This window comes from Candidatus Palauibacter sp. (assembly GCF_965237495.1).
Taxonomy (GTDB): domain Bacteria; phylum Gemmatimonadota; class Gemmatimonadetes; order Palauibacterales; family Palauibacteraceae; genus Palauibacter.
The window spans coordinates 4,178,073-4,195,384 of sequence record NZ_OZ250143.1; the positions used below are offsets into that span (position 1 = coordinate 4,178,073).

The window sequence follows — 17,312 nt, forward strand, 5'->3', positions numbered from 1 at the left end:
TGCTAGCGGAAGCGGATGGCGACGCCGAACTGCGCCTGCCACTGGGAGGCCCCGATCTGCGGCAGGTAGGGGACCGAGGCGCGCACACCGCCGCTGTCTCCGGTCTGGAGAGGACCTGCGTAGCGTGCCCGGAGCGGGTTGGGGTCCCGGGGCAAGATGCCGCTCAGGTTGTCGCCTGCGATCCGGTCCTTGACGCTCAGCAGTTGCACGACCGGGTTCACCGTCTGGACGTGCCCCCACTCGCGGTTCATGAGGTTCAGGACGTTGAGCACGTCGAGGGTCAGGGTCACGTCGGCGACGCCCAGGCGGAGGGGCTGGCTGAACCGGAAATCCAGTTCGTGTGACCACGGTGTCCGGCACGCGTTTCGGTGCAGGATCCGCAGCCGGCTTTCCTGCAGGCAGGTTTCCTGGGCGAGGAGTTGCTCGAAGAGGAGGCCGCTGATCGGGGTCCGCCCTCCCCCGGGGAAGTCGAACCCTCCCTCCGTCACGAAGATGAGGTCGTTGGCGAGGTCGAGGGCCCGTCCGAATCCGGGGTAGGTGTCGGCGTTGATGTCGTCGGCATACACGTAGGAGTAGGGCCTCCCCGATTGCCCCACATACAGCAGCGAGAGCCTGCCGCCCCCCACCAACCGCGGAAGGACGGCCATCGCGCTCGCCACGATCCGATGCGGCCGGTCGAAGAGAGACGCCTGCCGCGTAGGGTTGTTCGGGTCCCTTTCGACGGCCGTGAACCCGAAGTTCTGGATCGCATCGAGCGAGGCGAGGCTGCGCACGTCGGCGGAGCGGTTGAAGGCGTATCCGACGTCCACGGAGAGCTCGTCGCCGAACCGCTTGCGGAGCCGGGCGCTCAGCGCGTACGAAAAATTCCGCGCACGGTCGCCGATCTTGATGACCTGTCCGAACGCCCCGTCCCGCCGTCGCGGGATGAAGATCGGTTCCCGTGGGCTTGGGGGAGCGCCCGGAGGCGGGTCGACGTACTCGTTGCCGGCGGCGGGATTCCCGAACACCTCGCGGCGCGAGTACCCGAAGCCGTACGTGAAGCCGTTCGCCTCCATTCGCTGGCTCTCGAGGATGGGAAGCCCGATGTTGGCATCCTCGAACGAGATCTGGTTCACCGCGCGGGTATAGAGCCCCTCGAGCGAGAGGACGAAGCCCTCCGGCAGGCGGTGGTCGATCGCGAGCGACGTCTTGAAGTCGCGGGGGAACCGGAAGTCCGGGTCGAACGCCGTCACGGTGGGAACCCCGAACGTGCCGCTCGACCCGTCCGCGCAGGCGGTCGGAGGGGGCGCGAGCGGATCGAAGCCCGGCACGATCTCAGGGTCCGGCACCCCGAGGTTCCGCCTTCGACAGGTGACGAACACGGAGGAGAGCCCCGTGTTCTGGTAGGCGTTGGCGAGCCACGCGAAGGGTGGCCGGCCCGTGAACAATCCCGCACCGCCCCGGATCTGCGTGCCGCGGTCCGCGCCGAGGCCCAGGTTGAAGCCGGCCCGCGGCGAGAAATGGACGACCCCGCTCGGAAGTTCGCTCGTGCCGAGGCCGAACGAACGCTCAACGGCCGGGTTGTGGGCCGGAGCATCGGGCATCAAGGGGACATCCATGCGCAGACCCAGCCGGACGTTCAGCCGCTCCCCGATCCGGGTCTCCTCCTGGACGAACGCGGAGAGCTGGTTCACGGAGAACCGCGCCGTGCCCGCGTCCGCCGAGACCGGCACATGGATCACGTATTCCGAGGGCGTGTTCGCCTCCAGGTCGTCCGCCGAGCGGAAGAAGTAGCTGCCGAGGCTGCCCGGCAGGTAGCCGCGCCGGATGGAGAATCGGTCAAACCCGGCGCCCATGGTCAGATGGTGGTCTCCGAGCGACAGCGTAAGCGCGTTCGAGATCTGCAGGATGCTCTGATCCAGTTCGCCGTCCGGGCCGGAATAGTTGGATCCCGCGCGCAACTCCCTCCGGAAACCCGCCCCGGGGACCCCGCCCTGGAGATCGACCTCGATCCGGGGGTAGAGCGCGTTGGCCGTCTCCCGGTCGCGGAGGAACTGAACGCTCACCATCAGATCGTTCGACCACCCGGGACTCAGCGTCGAGAGCCACTGTGCGCCGATCGACTGGTTGCGCGACTCGATCCGGGTCCCGGTGGACGACATCTCGTACGCATCCCCCGCGAGCCGGTTGGCGGCGGGGTCGTCGGCGGCGTAGGCGAGGTTGTAGCGCAGCATGAGCGAGTTGTCGGCGTCGGGACGGGCGTCGATGCGCGCGAACACGTTCGCCAGATTGTTCTCCAGCGTGTACAGGCCGGCCTCGCCCGCGTCCACGCCGTAGCCCGAGAGCAGGTTCGATACGCGCGCCACCGAGTCCGGATCGAGTTTCGTGCGCACGATTTCGTCGACCCCCACGGTGAATCCATCGGGCGGCCGCTCTCGCCTCTCCAGCTCGCCCGCGACGAAGAAGTGCAGGCGATCACGCACGATGGGGCCGCCGGCGTCGAAGCCCGCGAACACGTTCTCCAGCTCCCCCGGCGCCCGTGGGCGGCCGCCGATCACCGCGTCGCCGACGAGCGCATCGTTGCGGAAGAAGCCGAACGCGGATCCGTGGAAATCGTTGGAGCCCGTCCGCGTCACGGCGTTGAGGACGCCCCCCGTGAAACCGGATTGACGGACATCGTAGGGCGCCGCGAGCACCTGGAGTTCCTCGATCGCCGAGAGCGGGATCACCCGGCCCCTCGCCTGCCCCCCGGCCACGCCGGTCGGCGACAGGCCGAACACGTCCTGGTTGAGGGCGCCGTCGACCTGGATGTTGTTGAAACGGATGTTCGACCCCGCCACCGACGTCCCCATCTCGTCCACAACGACCAGCGGCGAGAGTCGGGCGAATCCCGTGAAGTCCCTCGAGATCGTGGGCAGGGCCTCCATGACCTCGCGGTTGACGACCGTCGTCGTGCCCATCCGCGTGGGGTCGAACTCGGGATCCGTCTCGACGCGGACGGCGAGTTCGGGGAGGGGGACCGCCGTTTCGGAGAGCTGGACTTCGAGACGAAGCCGCTGCCCGGCGCTGAGCGTCAGATCCTCGCGCGTCACGGGGCTGAGGCCGATGCGGGTGACCTCGAGCGTCCAGGGGCCGCCGGGCCGAAGGTTGCTCAGGCTGAAACGGCCCGCCTCGTCACTCACGGTGGTGTGGGTCGCGCCCGTTTCGACGTGACGAAACTCGACGCGGGCCCCCGCGATGGGGCGCCCGTCCGGGTCGAGGACCAGCCCGGAAACGCCGGCCGTCGTAACGCCCTGGCCGGCGACCGCCGACGGGAGGCTGGCCAGTCCCACGGCCAGCCCGATCAGCACGAAACTCGCGAGACGACTTGCCGCGTTCCGACCGCTCATATCCGAAAGTTCCGTGTCTGAAGTCCCACCTCCCCAAAAACAACGTCGGGGCACCCGATGTCGTGTACGGCGGGAGAAGCGGGCTACCCGGTTTGCGGGCCGCCCGAGTATTGTCGGAGCCGTGAACACCACTCTGACGTTTCGCGCGATCCTGAGCCCGCGGGGCCTCGAGCGGGACCGGTCGATCGACATCGCCGACGATGGCACGATTCGTACGGTCCGCGCCCGGCGCGGACCGTACGATGGTTTCCTCGCGATCCCCGGCATGCCCAACGCGCACTCGCACATCTTCCAGCGCGCCCTGGCCGGCTTCGGAGAGGAGGCGCGGGGCGGGGACTCGTTCTGGAGCTGGCGGAAGGCGATGTACCGGCTCGCCGGGTCGATCACGCCGGAGCAGTTGTTCGCCGTGGCGCGCCACGGGTACGCCCGCATGCTCCGGGCGGGGTTCACCCACGTCGCGGAGTTCCACTACCTCCACCACGGTCCGGATGGTGGCCGCGGGCGCGAGATGACCGAAGCGGTGCTCGCCGCCGCGGCGGATGTCGGGCTCCCGCTGAGTCTTCTCCCCGTCTACTACCGCACTTCGGGCTTCGGCGGAGAGGAGATCCTGCCGGAGCAGCGGCGGTTCGCGCACGCATCCGTAGGCGACTTCCTGTCAACGGTCGAGGGGCTTGGTGCCGCGACGGCCGGAATTGCGCCGCACTCGCTCCGCGCGGTGCCGCCGGCCGACCTCGAGAAACTCGTGTCGGGCGCCGACGCGCTGCTCGGCGCGGAGTCTCCCATCCACATCCACATCAGCGAACAGGAGCGGGAGGTCGAGGAGTGTCGCGCCAGGCTGGGCCGGACGCCGATCGACCTCCTCGCCGACACGATCGAACTGGGTCCGCGCTGGAGCCTCGTGCATGCGACGCACGCGACGGCCCCGGAGCGCGACCGGCTTCGCCGCGCCGGGGCGAGAGTCGTCCTTTGCCCGCTTACGGAAGCCCACCTGGGCGACGGAATCTTCGCCGCCCGCGAGCACTTCCTCGGAGGGGGCGGCGCGGCCATCGGGACCGACGCGAACGTGCGGCTCTCCGCGATCGAAGAGGCGCGCCAGCTCGAGTACGGCCAGCGTCTCAGGGATCGACGGCGCGCGCGGCTGGCCACGGCGGAGGGCGCGGGGGCGACCATCTGGTCATGGCTGGCGAGGGGCGGGGCGGAGGCGGTCAGAGGCTCCCGCGCCGGAGGTTCGCGGCTGGGGCGCATCGAGCCGGGTTACCGGGCGGATCTCGTCGTGCTGGGTCGGGACTCGCCCCACACGCTGGGGCACGGGTTGGAGACGGTCATGGACGCGTGGCTCGTCGCCGGCGACGATCGCGACATCGAAGCCGTGTACGTGGCGGGTGAGCGCCTGGTCGAGCGCGGTTCTTTCGCGCGCGAGGCCGAGATCGAAGCCGGCTTCGCCGGGGCGATGCGGGCCCTCCGGGCCTGGCAGCCCACGGTAATCTAGGCGGCGGCCTGCTCCAGCTCCATCGACCAGCGGCCCTCTGTCGCCAGCCCGTTCATGCGCGCGCGGTGCGCGAACGCGGCCTGCGCCACGGGACCGTTCTCCGCCCGGCCACCCCAGGCATTGAGCGGCGCCGCCTGGAGCGCCCGGCCGTATGAGAAGCTCAGATTCCACGGCGTATCGTACGCCGCGTTCATCGCGTTGAGGTGCGCCGTGGCCTCGATGTCCGACTGGCCGCCCGAGAGAAAAACGATGCTGGGCACGGACGAGGGGACGGCCCGCTTCAGGCAGCGCACGGTCTTCTCGGCCACCTCGTCGACCCCCGCCTGTTCCGCGCACAGCTTGCCCGACAGCACCATGTTGGGTTTGAGGACCGAACCCTCCAGGAGCACGCGCTGGTGGAAGAGGGCCATGTAGACCTGCTTGAGCGTGGCCTCGGTGACCTCGAAGCAGCGATCGATGTCGTGGTCGCCGTCCATGAGGACTTCCGGCTCGACGATGGGGACGAGTCCCTGCTCCTGGCTGAGGGCCGCCATGCGGGCGAGCGCGTGCGCGTTCGCCCCGATGCAGTAGGCGCTCGGGATCGAGCGGTCGCCGCCCCGCCCGATGTCGATGACGGCGCGCCACTTCGTGAAGCGGGCACCGAGTTCGTAGTACTCGGCCAGCCGCTCGCGCAGCCCGTCGAGCCCCTCGGTGACCGTCTCCCCCGGCGCGCCCGCCAGATCCTTCGCGCCCTTGTCGATCTTGATGCCGGGGATCGAGCCGGCGTCCGAGATGAGCTGCACCAGCGGCGTGCCGTCCGCGGCCGACTGCCGGAGGGTCTCGTCGAACAGGATGACGCCGGAGATGCAGTCCCGAAGCGCCTCGCTCGTCCGGAAGAGCATCTCCCGATAGTCGCGGCGGCTGTCCTCGGTCGACGAGACGCCGATCCCCTCGAACCGCTTCCTGATCGTCCCCGAACTCTCGTCCGCCGCCAGGATTCCCTTGCCCCTGGCCCCCATGGCCTCCGCGATCTGGACGAGCTGCTGCTTCATGCTTCCCTCCGGCCCGTATGGATGGTGATGGATCGTGCTGTTGATGGCTTGGGTCGGGGCAACTTCCCGAGTGCGGCGGGGGTCGTCAACGTGCGCGGTGCGCGCACGCCGACGCCGGCTGCCTGGCCGGAGGGACGATCGAGCGACCGATCAGGTCGGGTCTCGGGAATCCTCCTCCAGCGTCCATATGACGGGTGTGACCGGAGAGGCGGCCTGACTGAAGGCGAACTTTTCGATCAGGGGACCCGGCTCGGTCGACGCCAGGTGACGGGCCCGCAAATCGTAACAGCCCGACTCGACGGTGAAGTCCCTCGAGTTGCCGGGCTGGATCGTCCCCTCGATGGGATCGTTGGTCCTGAACAGATCCTCGCCCCAGGCCTGGGTCCCGCACGGCTTCGCGTGGACGAAGAGAATGGGGCCGGCCAGACGGTTCACCACCCGGACCGTGGACGGATTGTCGAACATCGGTTCCATCGGTCCCGCGTCGCTGTCTCCACAGCCGGAGAGAGACCACGCGATCGCCGCGAGGGCGAAGACCGGGAACCAGGCTTTTCTCATGTACCGCATCCTTGAACCTCCAGGGCCGCTCTTCGGGGGGTCGTACCCCGCTCCAGCCGCATGAACGCTTCGAAAAGTATAGCACCATCGGGCCGAATCCACCCGACGCGCCGCGTGATGGACCAGGCGACGGGGGCCGCCCGGCGAAGCGCGGTGCGTGGCGCTTCACCCGCGACGCGACGATCTTTGATACGCGCCGCCGGGCGAAACGTGCCCGCGACGCGGCAGGGCTCTCCCAACCGGTCCATCTGAGAACGTGCGAACGCCTCCGTGAGCGACAGACCCGCCGTCTGGTTTTATACCTTCGGGTGCAAGGCGAACCAGTACGACACCGAACGGATCCGCCAGGAACTCGAACTGCGCGGGGCGGAGACGGCGCCCGACGCCGACGCCGCGGACGTGGCGGTCATCAACACGTGCACCGTCACGAACCAGGCCGACGCGAACGCGCGTCACCTCGTCCGCCGCCTGCGCCGCCGCCACCCGGACCTCCGGATCATCGTCGCCGGCTGCTCGACCGCTTTCCGGGAGGCCGACTACCGCGCCCTGCAGGCGCTGGAGGAGGTGGACGGGGTCGTGCCCGGACACGATCCCGCCGCCGTGGCTCGGGAGCTTCCGGGCCTCGCGGAGCCCGACCCCGCGGCGGCCGGAACACCGCTGGGGCGCAACGCACGGGGCACCCGCGCGTGGCTCAAGATCCAGGACGGCTGCGACCGCAAGTGTTCGTTCTGCGCGACCCGGATCGCGCGTGGCGTCTCCGTGTCCCGGCCGCCCGAGGAAGTCGTCGCGGAAGCGGTGATCCTGGCCCGCGTGCACCCCGAACTCGTGATCACCGGCATCCACATCGGCCACTACGGGCGGGATCTCGAACCGGCGATCACGCTCGCCGGATTGTGCGAACGCTTGCTCGAACGGGTGCCCGCCCGCCTCCGCCTCTCGTCCATCGAAGCGACCGAGATCGACGACCGGCTGGTCGACCTCCTCGCCGAGTCCGGCGGACGCCTCGCGCCGCACCTGCACGTGCCGCTCCAGAGCGGGTCCGACCGGGTCCTGCGGCTGATGCGCCGCTGGCATACCCGGGAAGCGTATCGCTCGCGGGTCCTCGCCATCTCCGAGCGTGCGGGCCCCCTGGGCCTCGGGGCCGATATCATCGTCGGCTTCCCCGGCGAAGGCCAGGAGGAGTTCGCGGAGACCCGCGCCCTCGTCGAGGAACTGCCGTTCTCCTACCTCCACGTCTTCCCGTACTCGGTCCGGGACGGGACCGCGGCGGCGACGCTCCCGGGTCGCGTCCGGGGCGATGTGGCGGCCGCCCGTTCGCGTGCCCTCCGCGAACTGGCTTTTCGCAAGGGCCGCGAATACGAGGCGACCCGGGTCGGGGAGATGGCGGATATCGTCGTCGAGGGCCGGGACGATCGCGTCCTGGGCGTCACGGGCGACTACCTGAAGGTCGGGCTATCCGGCCGCGCCGCGCCCGGAGACCGCTTCTCGGCGGTCCTCGGAGGACGCGCGGGAACCCTGGTGGCCGAAGTGCCGACCACGTCACTCACTGCAGCGGCCGCCGCAAGTGGGAGAGGATAGGGTCCGGAATAGGTGGTCACCTTCCGGCGGATTCGCCCAGGGCTTCGAGGCGCTGCAGCCAAGCTTGGAATCTCGGGCATTCGCTCCGTAGTCGACCAAGCCCGATCTCCTCGCCTAGGTCGGGGCTGTCCCATCGCTTCCGATAGCCCGGAATCAGCCGCTCGAGACGCTTGCTGGGTGCCGTCGTGGGACTGTCGTTGATATCCTCCGGCGTCCCAAAGCCGGCGCGGATCGACCGAAGGGCATCGACCGGTGCCTGTGGGAGCAGGCTCTCGAACGCTTCCACATTCGAGAAGAGCAGCCCTTCGAACTCGTGCATCTGGATGTACGGAAAGACGAACCCGTGGCCGGATCCTCCGATGCGGTCCGCGATCACCCGAAGAAGATCACCGACCGACTTGGTGCCCTTGCCTCTGAATCCGTAGAAATCCACCAGGGAAGTTACGGCATCATGGCTGTGCCGAAGTCGCTGCATGTCGTTCACGACCCGGTCCACGGTGACGTCACCGTGGACCCGGGCGGTGCCCCGAGGCCGGCCAAGCAGGATGGGCGTCACATAGACGCCCCTACCTCGAAGGTGCGGCCCCAGCGACCTCTTGACGAAGTCCTCTTCCGTCACGCCCTCCACGGAAATGGCCAGACGAATCACGGACGCCCGCCCAGGAGGTTCTTCTGCCAGAGTTCTCCTACGCTGAACTCATCGAGCCATTCCCGGAGGTAGTCCGTCTCCTGACTGTTGAACTCGGTTCGCCCGTCGCGGATTTCGAGCACGAAGACTTGGTCCAGTTCGAAGGTGTCCACCAACAAGGGCGACTGGGTGGCCACGATGACCTGCCGGCTCCGGGCCAGAGCTTGGATCATGTCGCCGACGAGTGCGATCGCCTTGGGGTGCAGACCGAGTTCAGGTTCATCGAGGACGACAACACTCGGTAGCTTCTCGGCGGGCAGGTTCAAGAGCGTCGCGAGAGCGAAGAATCGGAGTGAGCCGTCCGAAGTGAGGTGGGCACCATACGTCTTGTCCGTGTGCGTGGAACGCCATCGCAATGCCACCTTTCCGTACTGCTCGTCAAGCTGGAAGCGGTCGAACCCGGGCAGTACACGCCGGATGTGACGGCAGATTCCCTCGTAACGGTGCAAATCGTCACGTTCCAGCCCGTACAGGATGGCCGGCAGGTTGCCGCCGTCGGTTCGCAGACGTGCGTGATCCGTCGCGTCCCAACTCTTCTTGAAGCTCGATGTGGAGCCCGTATCGTGGAACTGATATGCCGCGCAATCCCGCAAGAGATAGGTGACCGTGCGCGCCGTTTGTGGCGGCACCCCCGGCGCTTGCGGAGCTGCCCCCGGATGCCCGGCCTCGACGATGCGCGCCTCGCGGTACCCGCTGCCCAGGTGATGCCACGGAGCGCTATCGTCGATGTCGTCGCGGCTGTATCGAAACGCCTCTTCGGTGAACAACAACTCATCCGGGTGAGCGTAGGCCAGAGTGAACCGGTAGTCGTTCCGGCCGGTGTGGGTGCGGATCGAGACTTCGGCGTCGAGACGCGATGTCGTCTCGTTCCCCCCGTGCAACTGATCGTCCGCGCCGCCTTCCCTGCCGACGAACTCCTGGAGTCTTCGAGCCTTCAGCATCCAACTCAGCATGTTGAAGAACTTCACGAAGTTCGATTTGCCGGAGCCGTTGGCGCCGATCAGCGCGCTCGCATCGGGCCGGGGGAAGAAATCCACGTCTGCCAACGAGCGGAAGCCGCGAATACGAAGACGCTCGATGCGGGGGTGACGCGCGTCGCAGTTGAGGCAAACACCGGAACCTGAGTCGTCAGGGAACGCGCGACCCCATTGCCGAAAGGTCGCGGGCTCGTTGACTCGGTCCGGGAAGGCGCTTCCACAGCGTTCGCACTCCACGTTCCAAGCCTCGTTCCTGGGATAGGGTGCCTCCCGCCCGAATTCCGTTTCGCATCTTGGGCAGAGGTAGAACGGCACGCCTCGATGCTGGTAGCTGCCCCATCCATGCGGCGCCACGTCGGTGGTGCCAGCCCGCGTGGTTCCCTCTTCGCGACACCGGAAGCAATCAATCTTCATAGGCACTGCCCAGGAGCCCTCAAGTGTCGCGAATCGTCGGATCTGTCATCCGAACGGCTGCCCACCTTTGCTGACGGGCCAGTCCCCGGGACCCTTACGAACGCGCGACGGCTCATCGATCGGCCGCGCCGGGGATCGTGCGCGGGCTGACGAGCGTTTCGCCGCCGTCCACGACGAAGATCGCACCCGTGATCCAGTCGCCGCCGGGAGAGCAGAGGTAGGTCACCATCCGCCCGATGTCGTGCGGTTGGCCGAGGCGCCCGGCCGGGATGAACCGGTCGGCGAAGCCGCCCCCGATCCTCGTCCCGAACATGTCGACGTCATCGCTGGGTGGCGCCTGGAACGCCTTTCGCACGCCTCCGGTGGGGATCGGTCCGGGGGCGACCGCGTTCACGTTGATCCCGTCCCGGGCCCACTCGATCGCCAGCGTGCGGGTCAGCGCGTCCACCCCCGCCTTGGCCGCCGTCGCGTGGGCCATCAGCGGCCAGCCCCGGTAGTGGAGCGTCATCGAGATCGACACGATCCGTCCGAACCCCTGCTCCGCCATCACCGGATACACCGCCTGGCAGGCGTAGAAGGTCCCGTACAGGTCGATCTCCACCACGGCGCGCCAGCCGTTCGGCGACAGGTCGGCCGTCGGCGCGTAGAAGTTGCCCGCCGCGTTGTTGACGAGGATGTCGATCGAGCCGAATCGCTCCCGTGTCTCCTCGACGGCCCGTCGGAGGGCTTCCGGCTCGCGCACGTCGCCGACCGTCGGCAGTGTCCGCACGCCGTAGGTCTCGGCCAGTCGCTCCACCGCGTGCGACACACGTTCTTCGTTGCGGCTGAAGACGCAGATCGACGCCCCGGCCGCCGCGAGGCACTCGGCGATCCCGTAACCGATGCCGCTCCCGCCGCCCGTGATGAACGCGGAGCGTCCGGCGAGAATCCCCGGGGCGAACAGCGCGTCCGCCTCTCCTGTGCGACTCATGGCAGACTCCTGGCCGGGTTACCGAAACATGCTTCGGGCAACGAACCATACGTTGGCGGGCCGCTCGGCCAGCCTGCGCATGTACCACGGAAACCAGGCGGCCCCGTAGCTGATCAGCACCCGAAGCGGGGTGCCGTTCCGCACGAGCCTCCGCTGCTCCCTCCGGCCGATCCCGTACAGCATCTCGATCTCGAACCGGCGGTCGTCGAGGCCCGCTGAACCCGCGTACTCCGTGAGCGGCTCGATCATGGCCGGGTCGTGCGTGCCGAGTCCCAGAAAGCCGTCGCCCCCGTCCGCCAGGTGGTCCATGAGGCGACGGGCGAGCGCCAGATAGCTTCCGTCCACGTCACGCTTGTCCGGAAAGGCGATCTCCGGCGGTTCGGCGTAGGCGCCCTTCACGAGGCGGATTCGCGGTCCCAGTTCGATCAGCGACTCGAGGTCCTCCGCGGTGCGCCGCAGATACGACTGCAGACACAACCCCACGTTCTCGTGCTCCCTTCGCGCGGACCGGAAGAGGGACAGCGTGGGCTCGACGTAGGGCGAGCCCTCCATGTCGATCCACAGGGTGCTGCGTCCTTCGGCCGCCGACGCGAGTTCGCGGACGTTCTCGAGCGTCACCTCCGGGTCCGCGTCGAGTCCGAGGTGCGTCGGCTTGATCGACACCTCGACGTCCAGCCCCATCTCCTCCGCCAACTCCATGGCCCGGATGTATTCGGCGATGGTCGCGCGCGTCTCCTCCGCCGTATCGACGTTCTCGCCGAGCATGGTGACGAGGGTGGGAACGCCGAGCTTGCCGAGGCGATCCGCCTCGACGAGGGCCTCCTCGAGCGTTTCTCCCGGCATGAACTTGCGCACCGCCCGCCGCACGAAACGGCGTTGCGGGAGGCGGGTGGAGAGCCACGGATTCGTGGAGGCCCAGAGGAGACCCCGCCGCATCATCCCGGCACCCGGCCGGTCAGATGCGCAAACCGGAATCGCCCGACGCCGAGACCTCGAATCCGATCCACATGCCCGTCACCGCGTGCGCCGGAATCGGGCACACGAGCGCGTAGTCGCCCGCAGTCGAAGCGGTGAAGCTGATGGTCTCGGTGCCGTCCCCGGGGGCCGTGGCCTCCGTCATGGAGGTGGCGTTGCTCGTGATGGCCCCCTCGAATACGGGCACGGCCGCGTCGAAGATCGCCGGATAGCTGGCTGCGCGCTCGAGGACTCCGACACTGTGGTAGTTGACGGGGTCCCGGTTCTCGAAGTTCACCGTGACCGTATACCCCTCCGGCACGACGACCGTGGCCTCGCCGTTCGCGTAGCCGTTGAAGTTCCAGCGGTTGTTCGCGTCCGTCGAACCAGCGACGAGGTCGATCGTGACCGTCCGCGATGCCTCGTCGACCGCGATCCACTCCACCGCCCCGGCCCCGGCGGAGGGCGCCGCCGTCTGTCGCGCGGCCGGCGCCGCCGCGGGTGCGGGAGCCGGCGAGGGCGTGTCCGAACGGCCTCCGCCCCCGCAACCGAAGAGGGAGAATGCGGCGATGGTCGTGATGGTTGATCGCATCATGAATCTATCCACTCCATAGTCTCTGACAGGTGAATCCATTTCGCACATGCGAGCCGGGAAACACAACAAAATCTGGCGCATGCAAGGGGTGCGCCCCATACTAACACTAACGTGTCTCATGTTGCGTAACGATGCCCCGGGCTTCGATCCCGGGTCGATCCCCGTCGAATGTCGCTACAGCGTTCGCGATGGCGAGGAACCCCGGGAGACTTCCTCGTGATTCCAGTCTGCCTCGCGCGACCGATCTTCTGACCTACATCCCCCGTCCCAGAGAGTTCGTTCCGGCCCGGGGAGCTTCGAGGCTCGAGATTCCCGTCCGGGTTCGCGAGGAGACACAGCACACAGAGCGGTGAATTGACGAACGACACAGCCGACGGCGGACGAAACGCTCCCGAGGGGGGCGGCGGTTCCGGCAAGCGAAACGCTTCCGGCCGTGGGCGGCCGCAGGGCGGGCCGCCGAGCGGAAAGGGTCCCGGCAAAGGATCGGGAGGTGGCCGTGGTGGCCGGAACCGCAACCGTCGCAGACGCTCGCGGGGACGCCCGAGCGAGGGCGGCCGGCCGCCGCAGTCCCAGGGAGAGCAGCCCGCGGCCGAAGTACCCGAGGGTCCCATGGACGCGTATCTGGGACTGCTGGAGAGGCTCGGCAACGGAACCGGTTTCGTGCGTCGCCAGCATGCGGGATACACGCCGAGCGACGACGACATCTACGTGAGCCCGAAGATTGTCGCTCGGTACGACCTCCGGACCGGTGACGAGATCTGCGGGCAGGCCGCCCGCCCGCCACGCCCTGGCAAGAGCCCGCCGCTCCGACACCTCCACACCGTCAACGGCCATCCCCCCGGGGAACTGGGGAACCGAAGGCGGTTCGACCGTCTGAGCGCGCAGCACCCCGACCGCCGGCTGCGTATCGAGTGCGAGCTCGAACGCAGTGGCCAGCCGGATTACACGAACCGGATCGTCGACCTCATCTGTCCCATGGGGACCGGCCAGCGCTCCCTCATCGTGGCGCCATCAAAGGCGGGGAAGACGATGGTCCTCCAGGCCCTCGCCGAAGGGATCTCCAGGAACCACCCGGATTGCAGGATCCTCATCCTGCTCGTCGACGAGCGGCCCGAGGAAGTGACGGAGATGGAGGCGACGGGTCTGGGCGAGGTCACGGCATCGAGTTTCGACCATCGGGCCGAACGTCACGTCCAGGTCGCCGAGATGACACTCGAGCGCGCCCGCCGGCTGACGGAGATGGGGAAAGATGTGGTCCTCATCCTCGACTCGATCACGCGGCTGGCTCGAGCGTACAACACGACCGAACAGGGGAGCGGCCGGACCCTCACGGGCGGCATCGACGCGACCGCGCTCGAGAAGCCGAAGCGCTTCTTCGGCAGCGCGCGCTGTGTGCCGGAAAGCAATGGCGGCGGCTCGCTGACCATCATCGCGACGGCACTCGTGGATACCGGATCGCGGATGGATCAGGTGATCTTCGAGGAGTTCAAGGGGACGGGGAACAGCGAACTCGTGCTCGACCGTGACCTCTCGGACCGGCGGATCTTCCCCGCCATCGACCTCAACTCGAGCGCCACGCGCCGCGAAGAACGCCTCATGGGCGACGACGAACTGCTCGTGTCGCAGGCCATGCGCCGGGAACTGAGCGCGTACTCGTCCGTAGAGGCCATGCAGGAGGTCCTCGGCCTCATGCGAAAGACGAAATCGAACGAGGAGCTGGTCTCGATTCTGCGCCGCCGGATCTAGCAGCCCGCAGGGCGATCTCTAGCGGCCGGCCTCCGCGCGGTCGCGGGCCCGTGTCTTCTCGCGCTCGGCGAAGTTCAGCATCTCGTACGCCGTCGCGAGGATCAGCCCGAGTTCCCTCCGGTCGAGGCCCGCGCGTTGAAACATGTTCCGAAAGCTCCGCATCTTCGGAACGGGGTCGATGCCGTGGAAGAGGCCGATCTCCTCCATCGCGCGCTGCCACGTCTCGAAGAACGCCTCGAGTTCGGCGTGTGTGGCGGGGGGCGTCTGCTTGCGCGTCTTGAGCGACAGGTCGCGCTCCGTCCAGTCCTTCGGGCCCAGCGCGGCCTTCCTCAGTTCGTACATGATGACCACGGCCGCGTGCGCGAGGTTCATCGAAGTGTGTTCGAGGTTGGTGGGGATGCACACCAGGCCGTGGCACAGGTCCAGAGCCTCGTTGGACAGCCCGCGATCCTCGCGGCCGAAGACGACGGCCAGTGACGCCTCTCGCGCGGTGAGCCGCGTCGCGGCCTGCTCGGGATTCCACCAATCCTGGCGGGTGGAACGGCGCCGAGCCGTCGCACCGAGCGCATAGTCGACATCGGCCAGGGCGGTGGGAAGGTCGTCGAAGATACGGATCCGGTCCACGACATCGTGCGTGTCGTGCGCGATCCCGCTGATGCGCCAGGCGTCGAAATCGGCCGGGTCGACGAGCCGCAGCCGCGAGAGGCCCATGTTCTTCATGGCGCGGACGACGAGCGCGATGTTGACCATGTCCTGCGCTTCGTGCAGGACGATGACCGTCCGGTCGAGCTGGGTGCCGCCTCCGCTCACGCCCTGGTCAGACCCTCCGGCAGGGACCCCTTCCACTTGCGGCCGCGACGCGGACGCAGCGCGGGATAGCCCGTCTCGCCGCAGCTCGAGCATGCCTCGGTGTAGGCGCCTATCTCCGTCCCGCAGACGGCGCAGTGCGCCCCCACTTCGTCCGGGGCGAACGAGAGCGGTTCACCACACTTCTGGCACGTCTGATCCGAGAGCCCGACCGGCGCGCCGCAATCCGGACAGTCCATCCGCTTCTCGTCGATGGGATCCTCCTCGTCATGAACCGCGCCGCCGGCGCCCGATGGCCCGCGAACCCCGGCGACCCTGGTGCCCCGGCGCGCCGATGCTGCCGCAACGATACCTTGCGCGGGGCCCGGCCACACCGCGAGACATCAAGCTACGGCGGAGAACCGATTGGGGCAGGATCGGATCAACAGCCACGGCGCGCCCGAGGCGGAGGGCCAGACCGAAGTCGGCCCGGCCGTCTGGTTCTTCGGTGGCCTCATGATCGCCATCGGCATCGTCACGTCGATCCTCATGCTGCGCGACTTCCGCTCCGACAGCTACGTATACCTCGCCTTCTATTCCATCCCGGCCAACACCGCGATCTCCGTCTTCCCGCACGAGCCCGTCCTCATCTACTTCGGGAAGGTCGCGAACCTCTGGCTGGCCGCGACCTGGGCCACCGCCGGGACGATCGTGGCCGCGATCATGGACCACGCCGTCTTCGTCCCCGTCCTCAATCTCCGGAGCATCCAGTCCTACAAGGAGAAGAGACTCTACCGGAAGGCGATCAGGTACTTCATGCGCTGGCCGTTCGCCACCATCGTCGTCACCGGGTTCACGCCCATCCCCTTCTTCCCCTTCAAGTTCCTCGCCTTCTCGATCCGGTATCCCATGTGGAAGTGGACGACGGCGCTGGTGGTCGCCCGTTTTCCACGCTATTACCTTCTCGCCCTCCTCGGGGCGACGGTCCCGATCCCGAACTGGATTCTGATCGCGAGCGTGGCCTTCGTTTTCGGACTGTACCTCATCAAGGCGATTCCGGAGGGTTTCAGGCGCCTGAGAGCCCGCCGCCCGAAGGCCCGCGACGGAGTGGAGACGTGAGCGGGCCCTCGCAACACGGAAGGTAGACGGATGCCGAACATCTCCGGGGCCATGGCCGCTCGCATGCTGGCGCGCGGCATCCGGAACAGGATCCAGAACAAGCCGCTGTCGATCTCGTTCGAGATCACGCACGCGTGCACGGCGAACTGCTGGCACTGCAACTGGGGCGGCCCGATCAAGGAAGAGCGGCTGGGCGCGGAGGAGTACGCCGCGATCTGCCGGGAACTTCGGCCCGTGGTCTCGCACGCGTCCGGCGGCGAGCCCCTGGCGCGCGGCGACGTGTACGACATCGTCGACGCGATGACGAACAAGGGCGGCCTGCCCTGGATGATCGTGGTCACGAACTCGTCCAACCTCACCCCCGAGCGCTTCTTCCGGCTCAAGGACAGCGGGATGCACCAGCTGTCCACGTCGCTCGATTTCCCGGATGAGCGGCACGACGAGTTCCGCCGCATCCCCGGCCTGTTCGACCGCATGGCCCGGGTCGTGCCCGAGATCGCCCGCCGGAGCGCGGACAAGGACGACATCCTGCTCAACGTCTGCATCACCGCATGGAACTACCGGGACATCGGGGACATGGTGCGCGTCGCGAAGGAGTGGGGCGTGCCGATCAACTTCTCCGTCTACACGCACCTGCGCGTGCAGGACCGGACCGGCCTCATCGAGGGGGACGGCCTCGACGGCCTCGCCGAGAGCATCCAGGAGGTCATCGACCTCCGCAACGCGGGCTATCCGGTCTACACCACGCCGCGCGTCCTGTGGAAGTTCCACCGCTTCCTGACCGAGGGCGGGATCCCCGGCTGTCAGGCGGGGCGCCGCTTCCTCGTCATCAACCCGGACGGCCGCCTCACGCCGTGCGCGATGGTGATGGCGTACTTCGACCGGCAGGAGGACATGCTGGAGAAGTTCACGAAGCAGAACACCTGCGAGCAGTGCTACATCTCCACGCGCGCCAACACCGAGAAGAGCTTCAGGGAGTTCGTGCAGGACAACTCGGACGCCTTCCTCAAGATCCTCACCCCCTGGCGCAACTGACCCC

Annotated in this window: 15 protein-coding genes; 5 read left to right on the forward strand and 10 right to left on the reverse strand. The window is 67.9% G+C overall.

All coding sequences use genetic code 11. The features are described 5' to 3' along the window. Positions 1-2: 2 nt before the first annotated feature. Complete coding sequence (locus ACPXY0_RS18410) at positions 3-3,368, reverse strand: TonB-dependent receptor (RefSeq protein WP_423927105.1); 3,366 nt, start codon at positions 3,366-3,368, stop codon at positions 3-5. A 121-nt stretch (positions 3,369-3,489) separates the two neighbouring features. On the opposite strand from ACPXY0_RS18410, the gene hutF reads away from it, so the two are divergent. Further along, on the forward strand, positions 3,490-4,857 hold the full coding sequence (gene hutF, locus ACPXY0_RS18415) for a formimidoylglutamate deiminase (protein WP_423927107.1): 1,368 nt from the start codon (positions 3,490-3,492) through the stop codon (positions 4,855-4,857). Here hutF and ACPXY0_RS18420 read toward each other — a convergent pair. Next, entirely contained in the window at positions 4,854-5,888 is a 1,035-nt protein-coding gene (locus ACPXY0_RS18420) for a class I fructose-bisphosphate aldolase (RefSeq protein ID WP_423927109.1), read from the reverse strand. The genes hutF and ACPXY0_RS18420 overlap by 4 nt on opposite strands. Positions 5,889-6,038: 150 nt before the next feature. After that, entirely contained in the window at positions 6,039-6,446 is a 408-nt protein-coding gene (locus tag ACPXY0_RS18425; RefSeq protein WP_419934490.1) for a hypothetical protein, read from the reverse strand. A 270-nt stretch (positions 6,447-6,716) separates the two neighbouring features. On the opposite strand from ACPXY0_RS18425, the gene ACPXY0_RS18430 reads away from it, so the two are divergent. After that, entirely contained in the window at positions 6,717-8,024 is a 1,308-nt protein-coding gene (locus ACPXY0_RS18430; protein ID WP_423927112.1) for a MiaB/RimO family radical SAM methylthiotransferase, read from the forward strand. A 16-nt stretch (positions 8,025-8,040) separates the two neighbouring features. Here the strand turns inward: ACPXY0_RS18430 and ACPXY0_RS18435 are convergent, their stop codons facing one another. The 5 genes from ACPXY0_RS18435 to ACPXY0_RS18455 all read right to left on the reverse strand — a co-directional run bounded on the left by ACPXY0_RS18435 (position 8,041) and on the right by ACPXY0_RS18455 (position 12,622). After that, a complete protein-coding gene (locus tag ACPXY0_RS18435; RefSeq protein ID WP_423927114.1) occupies positions 8,041-8,673 on the reverse strand; it encodes a DUF4276 family protein in 633 nt (210 codons plus the stop codon). Next, entirely contained in the window at positions 8,670-9,791 is a 1,122-nt protein-coding gene (locus ACPXY0_RS18440) for an AAA family ATPase (protein WP_419934895.1), read from the reverse strand. Before ACPXY0_RS18440 ends, ACPXY0_RS18435 begins: the two co-directional genes overlap by 4 nt. Positions 9,792-10,215: 424 nt before the next feature. After that, positions 10,216-11,073 (reverse strand): SDR family oxidoreductase, encoded by an 858-nt coding sequence (locus ACPXY0_RS18445; protein ID WP_423927116.1) that lies wholly within the window; start codon positions 11,071-11,073, stop codon positions 10,216-10,218. An 18-nt stretch (positions 11,074-11,091) separates the two neighbouring features. Continuing rightward, the gene (locus ACPXY0_RS18450; RefSeq protein ID WP_423927118.1) at positions 11,092-12,009 is read right to left on the reverse strand and encodes a proline dehydrogenase family protein; all 918 of its coding nucleotides are present in this window, start codon (positions 12,007-12,009) and stop codon (positions 11,092-11,094) included. 19 nt (positions 12,010-12,028) lie between these two features. Continuing rightward, positions 12,029-12,622 carry a sulfocyanin-like copper-binding protein gene (locus ACPXY0_RS18455; protein ID WP_423927120.1) on the reverse strand — a complete coding sequence of 198 codons (594 nt, stop codon included), beginning with the start codon at positions 12,620-12,622 and terminating at the stop codon, positions 12,029-12,031. A gap of 609 nt (positions 12,623-13,231) precedes the next feature. On the opposite strand from ACPXY0_RS18455, the gene rho reads away from it, so the two are divergent. Beyond that, on the forward strand, positions 13,232-14,368 hold the full coding sequence (gene rho / locus ACPXY0_RS18460) for a transcription termination factor Rho (protein ID WP_423927122.1): 1,137 nt from the start codon (positions 13,232-13,234) through the stop codon (positions 14,366-14,368). A gap of 18 nt (positions 14,369-14,386) precedes the next feature. On the opposite strand, the gene ACPXY0_RS18465 is transcribed toward rho, so the two are convergent. Beyond that, positions 14,387-15,178, reverse strand: coding sequence for an RNA methyltransferase (locus ACPXY0_RS18465; RefSeq protein ID WP_423927124.1), 792 nt, complete (start codon positions 15,176-15,178; stop codon positions 14,387-14,389). Then, complete coding sequence (locus ACPXY0_RS18470) at positions 15,175-15,414, reverse strand: double zinc ribbon domain-containing protein (RefSeq protein ID WP_423927126.1); 240 nt, start codon at positions 15,412-15,414, stop codon at positions 15,175-15,177. The genes ACPXY0_RS18465 and ACPXY0_RS18470 overlap by 4 nt, the downstream gene beginning before the upstream one ends. Positions 15,415-15,580: 166 nt before the next feature. Between ACPXY0_RS18470 and ACPXY0_RS18475 the strand changes: the two genes are divergently transcribed. Further along, entirely contained in the window at positions 15,581-16,273 is a 693-nt protein-coding gene (locus ACPXY0_RS18475) for a hypothetical protein (RefSeq protein WP_423927128.1), read from the forward strand. Positions 16,274-16,303: 30 nt separating this feature from the next. Continuing rightward, the gene (locus ACPXY0_RS18480; RefSeq protein WP_423927130.1) at positions 16,304-17,308 is read left to right on the forward strand and encodes a radical SAM protein; all 1,005 of its coding nucleotides are present in this window, start codon (positions 16,304-16,306) and stop codon (positions 17,306-17,308) included. Positions 17,309-17,312: the final 4 nt, after the last annotated feature.